Origin of the sequence: Colwellia sp. BRX8-4 (assembly GCF_014077345.1) — a bacterium.
Lineage (GTDB): Bacteria > Pseudomonadota > Gammaproteobacteria > Enterobacterales > Alteromonadaceae > Colwellia_A.
Genome location: NZ_JACGVS010000007.1, coordinates 65,721 through 79,934, shown reverse-complemented (window position 1 = coordinate 79,934; position 14,214 = coordinate 65,721). Strand labels below are relative to the sequence as shown.

At 38.2% G+C, this 14,214-nt stretch carries 13 protein-coding genes; 7 read left to right on the top strand and 6 right to left on the bottom strand.

From position 1 onward, the window contains the following. Positions 1-31 precede the first annotated feature (31 nt). From H4J56_RS08045 to H4J56_RS08025, 5 genes are all read left to right on the top strand, one after another. Positions 32-1,630 carry a GGDEF domain-containing protein gene (locus H4J56_RS08045; protein ID WP_182259154.1) on the top strand — a complete coding sequence of 533 codons (1,599 nt, stop codon included), beginning with the start codon at positions 32-34 and terminating at the stop codon, positions 1,628-1,630. Positions 1,631-1,735: 105 nt separating this feature from the next. Then, positions 1,736-3,076 carry a nucleotide 5'-monophosphate nucleosidase PpnN gene (gene ppnN / locus H4J56_RS08040; RefSeq protein ID WP_182222500.1) on the top strand — a complete coding sequence of 447 codons (1,341 nt, stop codon included), beginning with the start codon at positions 1,736-1,738 and terminating at the stop codon, positions 3,074-3,076. Positions 3,077-3,086: 10 nt separating this feature from the next. Next, complete coding sequence (xni, locus tag H4J56_RS08035) at positions 3,087-3,887, top strand: flap endonuclease Xni (RefSeq protein ID WP_182259153.1); 801 nt, start codon at positions 3,087-3,089, stop codon at positions 3,885-3,887. 113 nt (positions 3,888-4,000) lie between these two features. Further along, positions 4,001-4,378 (top strand): DUF3192 domain-containing protein, encoded by a 378-nt coding sequence (locus H4J56_RS08030; RefSeq protein WP_182243598.1) that lies wholly within the window; start codon positions 4,001-4,003, stop codon positions 4,376-4,378. Positions 4,379-4,581: 203 nt separating this feature from the next. Further along, on the top strand, positions 4,582-5,589 hold the full coding sequence (locus H4J56_RS08025) for an isocitrate dehydrogenase (RefSeq protein ID WP_070376246.1): 1,008 nt from the start codon (positions 4,582-4,584) through the stop codon (positions 5,587-5,589). A 93-nt stretch (positions 5,590-5,682) separates the two neighbouring features. Here H4J56_RS08025 and rlmM read toward each other — a convergent pair whose 3' ends face one another. Genes rlmM through H4J56_RS08005 form a run of 4 tightly spaced genes read right to left on the bottom strand, consistent with a single transcriptional unit; the run spans position 5,683 to position 8,791 of the window. After that, the gene (gene rlmM, locus H4J56_RS08020; protein ID WP_070376245.1) at positions 5,683-6,771 is read right to left on the bottom strand and encodes a 23S rRNA (cytidine(2498)-2'-O)-methyltransferase RlmM; all 1,089 of its coding nucleotides are present in this window, start codon (positions 6,769-6,771) and stop codon (positions 5,683-5,685) included. 11 nt (positions 6,772-6,782) lie between these two features. After that, positions 6,783-7,271, bottom strand: coding sequence for a DUF423 domain-containing protein (locus tag H4J56_RS08015; protein WP_259368171.1), 489 nt, complete (start codon positions 7,269-7,271; stop codon positions 6,783-6,785). After that, positions 7,225-7,893, bottom strand: coding sequence for an alpha/beta family hydrolase (locus H4J56_RS08010; RefSeq protein WP_182259152.1), 669 nt, complete (start codon positions 7,891-7,893; stop codon positions 7,225-7,227). The genes H4J56_RS08015 and H4J56_RS08010 overlap by 47 nt, the downstream gene beginning before the upstream one ends. Beyond that, a complete protein-coding gene (locus H4J56_RS08005) occupies positions 7,883-8,791 on the bottom strand; it encodes a transcriptional regulator GcvA (RefSeq protein WP_182217538.1) in 909 nt (302 codons plus the stop codon). Before H4J56_RS08005 ends, H4J56_RS08010 begins: the two co-directional genes overlap by 11 nt. A 297-nt stretch (positions 8,792-9,088) precedes the next feature. Between H4J56_RS08005 and H4J56_RS08000 the strand changes: the two genes are divergently transcribed. Then, positions 9,089-9,358, top strand: coding sequence for a hypothetical protein (locus H4J56_RS08000; RefSeq protein ID WP_182259151.1), 270 nt, complete (start codon positions 9,089-9,091; stop codon positions 9,356-9,358). Positions 9,359-9,525: 167 nt separating this feature from the next. Here H4J56_RS08000 and sohB read toward each other — a convergent pair whose 3' ends face one another. Together sohB and H4J56_RS07990 are read right to left on the bottom strand one after the other, a co-directional pair. Continuing rightward, positions 9,526-10,587 carry a protease SohB gene (gene sohB / locus H4J56_RS07995; RefSeq protein ID WP_182259150.1) on the bottom strand — a complete coding sequence of 354 codons (1,062 nt, stop codon included), beginning with the start codon at positions 10,585-10,587 and terminating at the stop codon, positions 9,526-9,528. A gap of 179 nt (positions 10,588-10,766) precedes the next feature. Then, entirely contained in the window at positions 10,767-13,187 is a 2,421-nt protein-coding gene (locus H4J56_RS07990; protein ID WP_182217535.1) for a VolA/Pla-1 family phospholipase, read from the bottom strand. Between the two features lie 270 nt (positions 13,188-13,457). Between H4J56_RS07990 and H4J56_RS07985 the strand changes: the two genes are divergently transcribed. Then, positions 13,458-14,204 (top strand): YciK family oxidoreductase, encoded by a 747-nt coding sequence (locus tag H4J56_RS07985; RefSeq protein WP_070376239.1) that lies wholly within the window; start codon positions 13,458-13,460, stop codon positions 14,202-14,204. Positions 14,205-14,214 lie beyond the last annotated feature (10 nt).

Genomic DNA, 14,214 nt, shown 5'->3' with positions numbered 1-14,214 from the left:
CGATAAAGTACTTTACGGAAGACCGTTTTTTATGAGCAACAACCCAGCCGCCAACAAAGAAATAACATTACTGAAGAAAAAACTCGAACTCGCCATTACTTCACGTGCCGACGTAGAAAAAGACCTGAACTCACAGTCTTCATTGTTAATAACCTTTATTGAAAAGCTTTCTCTTGTATGCAAGGGCATGGATATTACGTTAGATAATAAGTTGGCTAAGTTACGACTTTTACTCAAACAGTCGGCGCCACTTGCTGACATTCAAGCACACATAGCCGCAACTTCACTTTTACTACAACAGCAATCTCAAATAAACATTTCAAATCTTAACCAATTACACGAAAGATTCCATATCGCTGGTTTAGCTTTGCAAAAAATCAATGGCTTACCTGCTGACTTACGACGTAAATTACGTAGTTTAATCACGGAGTCAAAAGATCCCAAAGATGCTGTTATACAATATGTTCCCTTGTTAAGTCAGTTATTAACCTTTTACGATGACGCCTTAGCAGCAAAGTTTATTGACGCTGCTCCTGTGGGGGGATTATTAGGACAACAGAACTCAACAACAAAAACGGTTGAAGTTAATAACGATGCCGAGCTGAAATACATCGCTCGTTTTGAAACAATTATTGCCGACTTAGTTGTCTCAGATAAACATGCAAAAGATATCGCTGTGATTAAGTCTCAGCTCAATGAAGGTATATCAAACAACAGCTTACTAGACAGTTTTTTGGCCGTATTTGATGTGATCATTGAAGATTTAAACGATGAAAGAAATACTGCAAAAGTATTTCTTTCAACATTAAGCGAAACCTTAACAACGGTGCAGTTCGCAGTAAAAACAACACTAAACAGTTGCAAAGAATCTCAATCACAACATGGTTTATTAAATGAACAGTTGCAAAAACAGATTGTAGATATGGCTAATGGTTTAGATAAAGCCACGTCTCTAGCCGATATTAAAGTTGATATTAATGCTAAGTTAAAACTTATTGCTGGTACACTTTTAAAGAAAACAACCTTTGAACGTGAACAACAAGATGCTTTACACGGTCAATTATCGTCAATGACTGAAAAGGTCGAATTATTAGAAAAACAAAGCCGAAACTTTGAAAAACGCATTCAAGAACAACAAGCCAGAAGCTTACAAGACGCCTTAACTAAGCTCAACAATCGCGCCGCATTTGATGAATACTTCGCTAGAGAAATGGTGCGTTTTCATAATAAAAATTTCGACTTGGCTATTGTGGTAATGGACCTTGATAACTTTAAGCGTATTAATGATACCTACGGCCACACTGCTGGCGATAAAACCTTGCAAGTTATTTCAAGTACCTTAAAAAAACACATAGGTAGTGACGCATTTATTGCACGTTATGGCGGAGAAGAGTTTGTACTCGTATTCTCTGGTACCAATCAAGAAAACTTAATCGATAAACTTAACCGACTGCGCTTACAAGTCGCAAAATTACCCTTTAAATTTAAAAGTAATAAAGTGACCATCACCATTTCTATTGGCGTTACACATATCCAACAAGATGATAATGTCCATATGGCTTTTGAACGAGCAGATGGTGCACTTTATCAAGCCAAAGAGAAAGGCAAAAACAACGTTGTTTATCTATAAATATCGTCTGAAAATTCCGTTTTTTCCTGCAATTATCCATAAAAAGCTAATAACCTTGGTACGTTTCAAGTTATTAGCTTTACATTTTTCTGAAGGAGCTCAATGATGAATACGCAAATAAATCCTGTTGGCAATATGAACCTGCTCTCACAATCAGAAATAGAGCAACTTCAAAAATCAGCGAACAGTAAAACTTATCAAGTCTATCGAAATTGTTCACTCGCGGTATTAAATGCCGGCAGCCATACCGATGATGCAGAACAAATATATCAAAAATTTCAAGATTTTGAGATACAAGTTTTGCGCCGCGAACGTGGGGTAAAACTAGCTTTAACAAACCCACCCGGTGATGCCTTCGTTGATGGTAAAATAATAAAAGGCATACAAGAGCTTTTATCAGCGGTGTTACGCGATATTCTTTTTACCCATAATCGATACCAAGCCGATGCTAAACATACTCAGCAAATAACAGATCTCACGTTTGATATTTTACGAAATGCGAATGTTATTATCCCTGAAAGCGATCCTAATCTGGTTACTTGCTGGGGTGGTCATTCTATAAACGATAATGAGTACAAGTACACTAAGGAAGTGGGTTATCAATTGGGCCTGCGAGGCTTTAATATCTGTACAGGCTGTGGCCCAGGTGCAATGAAAGGTCCAATGAAAGGAGCAACTATAGCTCATGCAAAACAGCGTAATAAAGACGGTCGTTATATTGGTTTAACAGAGCCAAGTATTATTGCGGCTGAGCCACCTAATCCTATCGTTAATGAATTAGTTATCATGCCTGATATCGAAAAACGCTTAGAGGCTTTTGTTCGAATGTCACATGGTATTGTTATTTTCCCTGGGGGCGCAGGAACAGCCGAAGAATTGCTTTATATTTTAGGTATTATGCTCAATAGCAAAAATGAAGCTCAAAAATTACCTATTATTTTGACAGGACCTAAAGAGAGCGCAGAATACTTTATTCAAATTGATCGCTTCATTGGCGCAACTTTAGGTGAAAAAGCACAAAACCTTTATGAAATTATTGTTGATGACCCAATTGCAGTAGCTAAAGCCATGCGTCATAAATTAAATGAAGTCATAACTTATCGCAAAAAAACGGGTGATGCCTTCCATTTTAACTGGTCTTTAGTGATTGAGCCCGACTTTCAACAGCCTTTTGAACCTACGCACGAGAACATTGCTAACTTGCTAATTAGCTATGATTTAGACAAAGCGACATTAGCAGCAAACTTACGCCGTATTTTTTCTGCTATAGTAGCCGGTAACGTAAAATCGCAAGGTATTAGAGCGATCAGAGAGAATGGTCCCTTTGAAATATCTGGCGATAAAAAAATAATGAAACTAATGGATAATTTACTGGCGTCATTTGTTGAGCAACAACGAATGAAACTACCTGGCAGTAAATATATACCATGCTATAAAGTAATTTAAGGGTAAATGAATGTCCGCACATCTTGTATTAATTGATGCGTTGAATTTAATTAGGAGAATATACGCAGTACAAGAGCGTCCTTTTCTTTTTAATAACGAGCTTGCAGAAAACACCAAACAACAAGTCCTGTTTAATACCCAGATCGCTTGTGGACAAGCGTTAACAAAAATACTTGATCATCTACAACCTAGCCATGTTTTAGCGGTATTTGATAGTGATAAGCCTTGTTGGCGTTACGAGCTATTCCCTGATTATAAGAAAGGTAGAAAAAAAATGGCAGCACATTTGGCTGCCAGCCTTCCTGATATTCAAGATGAGTTAATGAAGCAACAAGTCGATTCATTAATACCAGAAGAAGATGAAGCTGACGATATCATTGCGACATTGGCGGTAAAAATGGCATTAAAAGATCAAAATGTTACGATCGTTTCGACAGATAAAGGCTTCCTCTCATTACTGGGTCCACATATCGGCGTTTATGATCACTTTAATCGTCGCCATCTTGATACTAACTTTGTACTAAGTAAATTCAATGTTAAGCCACAACAGCTTATGGATTTATGGACATTAACCGGTGACAATACCAATAAAATCCCAGGTGTTGCGGGGATTGGACAAGTCACTGCTGCACAGTTATTAAATCAGTACGGATCATTAAAAAGTATACTTGAAGCAACTGACATTAAAGCAACATTAGCCAATAAGCTTGCTGAACATAAGGAACAAATTGCACTCAGCCAAGAACTTATTACACTAAAAAAAGACATAGCACTGGGCTTTAATTTAAAAGATATTCGCCTTTCTTCTTAGGGGGCGTGAACAAAATATTAGTATTAAACGTTGTATAAATTAACTAAAATAATTAGCGGTTGTTAAGCTTCATCTTTCAATATTGATCAACAATTTAACGGAAATTTTAATAAATGAATAAGAAAGTCATCTCTCGTATCTTAATCGCATTAGCCATTTACGGTGTTTTTGTTGCCCTAGTGGTAAACTTTTATGATGACAGTCCATCTGATATGGAATGGGGTGATCGCGAATCATATAACAAACAGTACATAGGTAAATTAACCTTAGAAAAGTTTAATTTCGACCAAGCAATAAAAGAATTAGGCAGTCCCGATATAACAGAGGCGAAAAAAGTTAATGAAGACAGTTTTCAAGTGACCTTTTATCGTACTCAACACGTTAAATCTGATGGATTTACTACCCAAGACGAATGTACCGCACTTTTATTTAAAAATGGCTCACTTATCGCTATTGGCAACACAGCTTACGAACAGTTTCAGCAACTATAACTAACGCTGAAAGCAGCTTTAATAAAACAAAAGTCTAATAACGTTTCATTAAACGATCCTTTATACTAACAACTATAAAACACAATCAGGTAAAACCAAACGATGTAGGGTGCCTGAAAGGTTTTATCCTAGATTACACAAGTATCGCGTGCTATAACAGCACCCGTTTCCTAATTTGACAAACTCTTTTGAAAGGCAGAAAAATGGCTACACAAACCATAACAGTGATCCCCGGCGATGGCATTGGTCCCGATATTATCGATGCTACAATTAAAATACTAGACAAAGCCGGATGTGATTTTGCATATGAATATGCAGACGCCGGTCTTACTGCTCTTGAAAATCATGGCGACTTGATCCCTGAAAGTACCTTAGCGCTTATTCAAAAGAATAAAATAGCCCTTAAAGGTCCACTTACCACACCGGTTGGCGAAGGCTTTACTTCTATCAATGTTACTTTGCGTAAGCATTTCCAACTCTACGCAAATGTTCGCCCTGTAATATCGTTTAAAGGCACTAAAGCCCGCTACGAAGACATAAACATCATAACGGTACGTGAAAATACCGAAGGTATGTATTCAGGCTTAGGACAAATATTGTCTGATGATGGCGAAGTTGCTGAAGCAAAAAGTTTAATTACCCGTGAAGGTGCTGAACGTATTCTTACTTTTGCCTATGAAACGGCTATCAAAGAAGGTAGAAAAAAAGTAACAGCTGTTCATAAAGCGAATATTTTGAAATCAACTTCTGGCTTGTTTTTAAAAGTTGCGCGTGAAGTTGCTGCCCGTTATCCACAAATAGAATCGACAGAAATGATCGTTGATAATTGTTGTATGCAATTAGTAATGAACCCAGAACAATTCGATGTCATTGTAACAACCAACTTATTTGGTGATATTTTATCTGACTTGTGTGCAGGTTTAGTTGGTGGTTTAGGTATGGCTCCTGGCGCTAACATTGGTGGCGACTGCGCTATTTTTGAAGCTGTGCATGGTAGTGCACCAGATATTGCAGGCAAAAATTTAGCTAACCCTACTTCAGTGATATTAGCCGCTATTCAAATGCTTGAATATTTAAACATGGGTGATAAAGCCAGTAAGATCCGTAATGCAATTACAGATGTTATTGCTACGGGTGATAGAACGACTCGTGATTTAGGCGGCACTCACGGCACCACTGATTTTACCCAAGCGGTATTAGAGCGTTTATAAACCTAACGGGTTAGAAGTTGTTAGTAATACCCGCTTGTAACAGACATTAAAAAACCGACATTACGTCGGTTTTTTAATGCAAGAAGAGCCGTGCTATTCTTCTTTCATTGGCGGTGGAGATAATAATCTTGCATGAACAGTTATTTCTTCACGATCATAATAAAGGTGCTTAGCGTAGAGTTCATACTTTACTTTATGCTCACTAAAAGCATCTTTAAGTATTTGTAAGTCATTAGTGACTTCCTGATAACGGCCTTTCATTGGCAACTTTAAATTAAATATAGCTTCTTTACAGTAACCTTTTAATAACCACTCAGCCATTAGCTTAGCAACGCGTTGAGGTTTTTCGATCATGTCACATACTAACCAATGAACATTTTGTTTCATTGGTACATATTTGAAACCGTCCATCATGCGATGTTTAACTTGCCCTGTATCCATTAATGACTCAGCCATAGCGCCATTATCAATAGCTGTCACCATCATACCACGACGTACTAATTGATATGTCCAACCACCAGGAGCAGCGCCTAAATCAACAGCTTTAAGACCTGATGTTAAACGTTCGTCCCATTCATCGCGAGGTACAAAGTGAAGAAAAGCTTCATCTAATTTTAATGTTGAACGGCTCGGTGAAGCGCTTGGAAACTTCAACCTTGGAATACCCATAGTATAAACAGAGCTATTATCGGCTAACGAAAAACCAAAAATAGCTTCTTTACCACTTAGAAAAAGACCATGTAAGATAGCGCCATCGTTATCACCTTTTTCCATAAGAATTTTATTCTTACGTAATGCCTGGCGTAGCGGTACAGACAGCTTACGACAGAATTTCGAAAGTTCTTTACCTTCGTTTGTGTCAAGCATTTCCATCCGTAAATCAGCATATTGCCATTCGGTACCTAAAACTTCGGTAATAGCTTCAACACGATTGTAATCAGGTAAGTCAATTTTATCTGTTACGGTAACAAACCAATCGCGAGCGAATATCAGGCGGCGCAATGGGATTTTTTCCATTAAAACTTCACCGTCTTGAGGATTATTTAAATGAAAATAGACTAAACCTTCGTTTTTAGTTAGCTGTAAATAGCCAAACACTTCATTCCACGCGGCTTTTTCTTGAATTTCTGCACCACACTCTTTTTCAAAGCCTGGGCGACAATATAATATAATAGAGGTCATAACTAATTTACCTACAAACGATCTTGGTCTGTGTTTAAAGTACACAGAGTACTATTAATTCCCGCCCAGCTGATACACAACCAACCCAGCGCAAATGATATACCACCAAAGGGAACTATTTTTCCAATAACAGTAAAATCAAAAAATGTTTTTATATACAAAACACCACTAAAAAATAAAATCCCGGCTATAAAAAAGCTTGCTGATAAATATAAAAGATTAATAACTTTAGCCGCATGACGCTTACTCATTAGAACTTGCAACCAAATGGCTACAGTAAGTAGTGCTATAGTATGAAAAAATTGATATTGCAATGCATTGGCAAGGCGTGATTGTACTTCATTTGGTAAATTTGCCCCAGCATGAGCAAACCAAGCGCCGAATAATACAGAAAAACAGCCACTGATACCAATAAATATCATAATGGCGGTCAAGTAATTTCTATAAACACAACTATATTTCATCTGGATTATGCTCATCAATAAATTTAACCATTTCATTAACCGCCGATTGTATGTGTTGAGCATGGGTAAAACCTGACTTTACTCGTGGTTTCAAATTATGATCACCATCGGTAAAAAATATACAGTGACAACGCTCTGAAAATTCATATTGTGCAATTTCTTCTTGGCTACCTAACGCATCTCGAGTGCCCTGTAAAATTAATATAGGCATTTGTGTTTCTTGCAAAGGTGCCAACCTTAATTTTTCAGGTTTTTTCTGTGGATGAAACGGGTAACCTAAACACATTACCCCTAAAAATTTAGCTGTTTTATCTCCAGCCAATGTCGCAGCGACACGTCCACCCATTGATTTCCCTGCGATGAAAAAGGGTAAATCACTATCTAACCCGTCAATAACGGTGGAAAAACATTCCAGTAATTTTGGCATTCTATCGGGTGGCCTACGATTACCTTGCGCCAAGCGAACATCCATATACGAAAAGTTAAATCTCAATACATTGATATTTTTTTGGTTTAAAGCAAGACTGACTTGTTCCATAAATTCATGACTTTTATCGGCACCCGCACCATGAGCAAAAACAACTAAAGCTTTAGGCTTTGCTACGGTACTAATAATAGTTGAAATATCAGGAGTGAGATTAATCATCTTATTGGTCATTTAATTCTTCTTGGTCTTGGGCAACAGTATCAAGCACCCATTCACGAAATGCTGCAATTTTACCTAAATCAACTTGTCGGTCTCGACACACGACGTAGTAGGCATTTTTACTTTCTAAAACATCTTCAAAGGGACATATAAGCCTACCTGCATCAATATCAGGTTTCGCCAGGAAACTATGAGCTAAGGCGACACCTTGCCCATGCATTGCCGCCTGAACAACCATAGCGGAATGACTGAATATGGGTCCATGATTGACATTGGTTGCTTTAACGTTTACTTGTTTGAACCATCGTTTCCAGTCACGGCGAGAAGTATCATGCAATAAAGTATGGTTGATCAGATCTTCGACTTTATCGAGTGGCTTTTTACCTTGCAACAATAAAGGTGAACAAACAGGAATAAGATATTCTTTTTGTAATTGTTCTGCATCAATATCAGCCCAATGGCCGCGGCCAAAATATATCGCTACATCAACATCACCCGTCAATGAATTCTCAGGTTGATCTACCGCTTTAATTCGAACATCGATGTCAGGATGTAAAGCATAAAAAGCATTTAATCTCGGCACCAACCACTGAATAGCAAAACTTGGTTGTGTGCTAACGGTTATCGCGCCTTTTTCACCACGGGCAAACAATCGCTCAGTTGCTTCGTTAATGGCATTAAAGACATCTTTAATATCAAGATAGTAGGCTTGACCTTCTTCAGAAAGCAACAAAGCACGATTTTTACGCATAAATAACTTTATGCCTAAAAAATCTTCAAGCGATTTTATTTGATGACTGATAGCCGCCTGAGTGACGAATAATTCTTCAGCAGCGCGAGTAAAACTCAACTGTCTTGCTGATGCCTCAAATGCTCTCAAAGCGTTTAGTGGCGGGAGCCTGTTAGACAAAATTCACCTTTAACCATAACTTTTACGTGGAATAGCATTCAAAATAAATGCATAAATAAGCAACAATGATAAATAACTATTATTCATTAGTTTTTCTAATGACAAACATTATAAATTGTCATTTCAAAAGTTACCAGAGTTAACGTAGAATTCGTTTCATAGATGAAGGACTTCATCTTTATCCCAAACATATTGGGCTAGCTATTGAATGTGATTCCCAACCCATATTCAAGAATTAAGTAAGAAAAGGTCCCAGAACATCTATATGGATATAACGTTTAATTTAAGGGTGACCCTATGAAATTTTTTAATAAAGTAGCAATATTAACAGTAGCAGCAACCATGATGGTAGCACAAGTTCAAGCCATAGAATTGGTAGAAGTAGAAGCAGTCGCTGAATTTTCAATAACATTAGCGGCTGAAAAGAGTCTCGCTGATTCAATGAAATTAAGTACCTTTAGTACCATGTTAGCAACAGCTGATATTAACCTGCCAGTGAGACAAATAAGCGATAAAGAAGTAAAGTCTACTCGTGACTATGAAAAGTCGCTATTGATTGCTGAGTAAGCGCTTATCTTAATTATAGGTATACTTTAAAAACTTTTACGGAAGTTTCTCTAGAACTTCTCTAAAGTGGATAATTAAATATTAACCTATAATAGCCCAGCGTAAAGAAACAAAAAAGGATGCCATTAGCATCCTTTTTTAGATCTTATTCACTCAAAACGCATGCGTTAACTTGGAAATATACGATTATTTTGCCAAAGTTTACTAAAGATAGAATCAACAGACATTGATGCCGCTTTTGAAAACTTTTCCGCTAAGGTTTTTTTCATTACGTATCTTAAAGCAATAATTTTGTGTGACTTACTACGAGACTGAAGGAAATCATCACTGGTTTGAATTTCATCAACTAAACCAAGCTCTTTCGCGGTACTGCCAAACCAATGTTCGCCTGTTGCTACTTTATCAATATCTAAACTTGGACGACGTTCGCGAACAAAGTCTTTAAAGAGTAAGTGAGTTTCTTCTAATTCTTCAGAAAACTTTTCACGACCTTTATCGGTATTTTCACCAAACATAGTCACTGTACGTTTGAACTCGCCGGCAGTAAATTGTTCGTAGTCAATATCGTTTTTCTTGAGCAGTTTATGAAAGTTAGGAACTTGCGCAATAACACCGATTGAGCCAACAATTGCAAACGGTGCAGAGATAATATGATTGGCAACACATGCCATCATATAGCCACCACTTGCCGCAACCTTATCAACTGATGCAGTTAACGGGATATTATGCTGACGAAGTCTGTCAAGTTGTGAAGCTGCTAAGCCATAACCGTGCACCATGCCACCACCGCTTTCTAAACGTAAAAACACTTCATCTTCAGGGGTTGCAACCGTTAGTATTGCTGATATTTCTTCACGTAGTGCACTCACTTCTCTTGCGTCAATGCTACCATTAAAATCAACAACAAAAATCCTAGCTTCAGCTTTAACTATAGTACCTTCATTATCGGCTGATAATTTTGCTGCTTTCTTATCAGCTTTAGCTTTTTCTTTCGCTGCTTTCTTATCTTTCTTATCTTTTTCTTTTAATTCTTCTTTTGATAAGAGGTAATGAATAATATCTTCTTCAACATCGATAAACTCTTCAGATAAGTCATTAAGCTCTAACTCACCTTTTTTACCGGCGGGTTTCATCGCTGAAGAAGCAACAACCGTGACAATTGCGACAATCGCAATAACTAAGGTGATCGCTTTCGCTAAAAACAACCCGTACTCATACAAAAATTCCAATACATTCTCCTGTTATTAACCTCATATGTCTAAATCGTTTATTGGCTTGAGGCTAATATTTAAATTTATCTATTAGCTATATGGGGCATATTGCAAATAAATAAAGTTAATAAGTTAAAAAGGCAATAAAAAGGCAATAAAAAACCCTCCTAAGAGGGTTTTTTTAGTTGTTGCTAAAGTTATTTAACAACACCTGTATCTGTTACTTGAATTAATTGTCCCATAGTCGCAAAGAATACGGCTACTTGAGATTGCATCTCTTGTGTTGCTCTAGCACTTAACGCAGCATCAGGTGAAGCAGCATTAGCACGAGGGTCAAGTATTGAACTATGATGACCATGAACAAATCTTACCACACCAGAGCCAGCAGTAGTTTCACTAACAGCTTCCAAGCCTAATAAAGCAATAGCAGGTTCTGTGCCACCCATAGGTGTAAACGGTGCTCTGTTAGTCACTGTTTGGTCTGAAAGGTTGTCTGCGCCGTCACCAACAACTTCAATGAAGTGTGTAGGTGTTTGTGTTGCAGCTAATGCTTGTACATAAGCAATAGGGTCACCAGAATCAGTAACGGTTTGCGCCGCAAATGTGAACTGCGCGAAACCAGCATTTAGTGTTGCTTTTTGCTCAATAGATAAACCATCATAGAAAGCAAAATAGAAAGCACTTAGTTCGGCTTGAGTATAATCAGCAGGTAATGTTGCTGCAACTGCTGCGGCAAAGTCAGGCGATAACTGCATGGTTAAATTAGATTTAGCCAAGCCTTCAAATGCTGGAGAGTCTAAACCAAAGTTAGCTAACATTAAACCTGGCATAGCTAAAGAGGTACTAGCAATTTTGAATAATCCATCAATTTGTGGATTTAGTTCGGTATTTGCTAAACCAACAGCATTCATACCATATATACCACCTAATGAATGTCCTAGAAGGTGTACTTTACTGCTATCAATTTTAATTGGGTTACCATCGCTGTCAGCACCACCTAAAAAGTTCATGCCTAAACGCAAACCTAATAAATCAGCAGTACTTTGACGAGTATTATCACGCATACTCAGCATGCTACCCAAATTAACATAGTGTAATGTAGACACAGTACTGGTATTAATTTCATCAGTACCGTCACCGTCTAAATCAAAACCACGGCTACCATGCAATGGCTGATCAATTGCAACAGTTGCTATTCCAAATAAAGATAATATGCCAGTGATTGGCAACATTTGCTCTTTGGTTGAGGTAATGCCATGCACTAATATTGCTACTGGCCAACCGTTAGCAGGTTCTACTAATGGCTCTAAATCCATACTTGCACGCACTGGGTTAGCCCAAGCTAAATCAGGAGTAGTCATTTGCACATCAATCGGCATCATGACGCTTGTTGCTGGGATAGGGTTAAACTTAGTTAAATTACGTTCAGTATCAAGAGTGGCTAATCCTGGATTTTCGCTTGAGCTTAAATCACGTAAACCAAAATTCATACAAAAACCATCATTTGCATCTAACGCATCAGCAGGGATCGCCGCTGGGTTTGCTGCTGCTAAGCCAGCAAGTGTAGCGCCAGAATCACAACGTGCACGCCACCAGTCATTAACAGGAGCTAATGGGTTTTCAGCAGAAGGTACACCTGAGTAATAAGGAAGTGTAATTGAACCACGAATATAGTTTGCTGCTGAATATAATGGGATCAAACTTTCTGGAATTAAACCCGTTAATACGTTTGCAACTGAAATACCGGTATCGGCTACGCCAATTGCTGGGATTCCTTGTTGAGCATTAGCAACCATTTGAGGTACGCCAGCAGCCATCAAAGACTTAACCGTGCTTAATACACGCGTCGTTGATTGTGTTGTCATTGCAGCGGTATAAACAATAGTATCACTGCTAACCCCTGCTGCGACTACAGCAGCCTCATAACTATTAATTGCAGCTTGCAAACCTAATTGCGATGCATTGCCTAGTGGCAAAGTATTAATATCTTGACGTGCTAATTCATAGGTAGTTGAACCCGCAATAGCTTTACCATTGTTATCACGAAGATTGTTCGTCATTACCATAACATAGGTCGTTTCTGCTTTAAGCGGTTGAATCGGAATAAATAAAACATTATCGCCAGATTTTTGCGTAACAAAATCTTGCATGAACACAAGTTCACCAACAACTTTACAGGCAAGGCCACGAGTTACAGCAGTACAATCACTGTCATTCGCATCACCACCCATAATTGTTTCGAAGACTCTTACCGACGCAGGTTCAGAAGCACTAGCGGCATCTAAAGATGTACCCGCTGGGAATTCAATTCCAAGAGGAAAAGGCTGAGAAATAGACCAACCGTCCAGTGCACTAATGGCTACAAAAGGGTCTGAACCATCAGTTGGATCTGCAACAGGAATTTCTAACGTACCGTCAACGGTACCAGAAAAAATCAAGTCATTCGGAATAGAAAGTCCGGCAGCACCCGCACTTGGATTAAATTTAACACGAGCGGTTGGTGTTACGGCACTGCCGTTTTCAACCACTTCATTTTGAACATCTTTAATTGATTCATCATCACATGCCGTTAGTCCAAGAACACTGGCAATAGCAACACTAAGTACGAGCTTTTTCATTTTATCTCCCCACAGACGAGCTTTATATTATTTAGCTTTTTATGCTTTTATTTTTTATTTATCTGTAATTTCGTGAAGCGTAGCTCACAAAACTAACTTGTTCGACCAGTTAAACTTACCGTAAGAACTGCCTAAGTGCTAGCGGTTTCTTCTTTTATTATAACTTTAACTAACATTTTAGCTAAAACTTTTAAATATTACTCGTCAGTCAATAGGTCAAAGTAGTAGAATTACTGCCTTATTTACCTTCAAATAATTTGTATTGATACTATGTTTAATTACCAAATAACAGCAAATTCTTTAGCCAATAAAATAATTTTAGTTACCGGCGCAGGCGATGGTATTGGTCGCCAAGCGGCATTAACCTACGCTGAATTAGGTGCTACGGTTATTTTATTAGGAAAAACAACCGCTAAATTAGAGTCAGTTTACGACGAAATAATCGCACAAGGTTCCGCTGAACCTGCCATTATCCCCCTTGATTTAAAGGGTGCAACCAAGCAGCACTACATAGATATGACCGCGACCATTGTTAATCAATTTGGTAAACTTGATGGCGCGTTACTCAATGCCTCAATGCTAGGTGAATTAACACCTTACACGCAGATACATCAACAAATTTGGCAAGATGTAATGCAAGTTAATGTCACGGCTCAGCATCTAATGGCTCAGGCGTTAATCCCTGCATTACTGCTCAGTGATCATGCGTCATTGGTCTTTACCACCTCTGGTGTTGGTAATAGTGGTAAAGCTTATTGGGGTGCGTACAGCGTTTCAAAGTTTGCGACAGAAGGGCTAATGCAAGTTATTGCTGACGAATACGAAAATACCACGTTACGTGTAAATGCGATAAACCCAGGCGCAACACGCACTAATATGCGTAACACTGCCTACCCAGCAGAACATGAAAACGATTCAGCAAAACCGGTAGATATAATGCCAGCCTATGTGTATTTAATGACGAGTGATAGTTTGGCTGTTAATGGCCAACGAGTTAACGCGCAAAAAGCAAAATAAGCAGCTAAAA

Coding starts and splice junctions, on each gene's coding strand:
- xni (WP_182259153.1), top strand. CDS start 3,087: ATGTCCGCACATCTTGTATTAATTGATGCGTTGAATTTAATTAGGAGA.
- H4J56_RS08025 (WP_070376246.1), top strand. CDS start 4,582: ATGGCTACACAAACCATAACAGTGATCCCCGGCGATGGCATTGGTCCC.
- ppnN (WP_182222500.1), top strand. CDS start 1,736: ATGAATACGCAAATAAATCCTGTTGGCAATATGAACCTGCTCTCACAA.
- H4J56_RS07985 (WP_070376239.1), top strand. CDS start 13,458: ATGTTTAATTACCAAATAACAGCAAATTCTTTAGCCAATAAAATAATT.
- H4J56_RS08010 (WP_182259152.1), bottom strand. CDS start 7,893: ATGACCAATAAGATGATTAATCTCACTCCTGATATTTCAACTATTATT.
- rlmM (WP_070376245.1), bottom strand. CDS start 6,771: ATGACCTCTATTATATTATATTGTCGCCCAGGCTTTGAAAAAGAGTGT.
- H4J56_RS08045 (WP_182259154.1), top strand. CDS start 32: ATGAGCAACAACCCAGCCGCCAACAAAGAAATAACATTACTGAAGAAA.
- H4J56_RS08015 (WP_259368171.1), bottom strand. CDS start 7,271: ATGAAATGGTTAAATTTATTGATGAGCATAATCCAGATGAAATATAGT.
- H4J56_RS07990 (WP_182217535.1), bottom strand. CDS start 13,187: ATGAAAAAGCTCGTACTTAGTGTTGCTATTGCCAGTGTTCTTGGACTA.
- H4J56_RS08030 (WP_182243598.1), top strand. CDS start 4,001: ATGAATAAGAAAGTCATCTCTCGTATCTTAATCGCATTAGCCATTTAC.
- H4J56_RS08000 (WP_182259151.1), top strand. CDS start 9,089: ATGAAATTTTTTAATAAAGTAGCAATATTAACAGTAGCAGCAACCATG.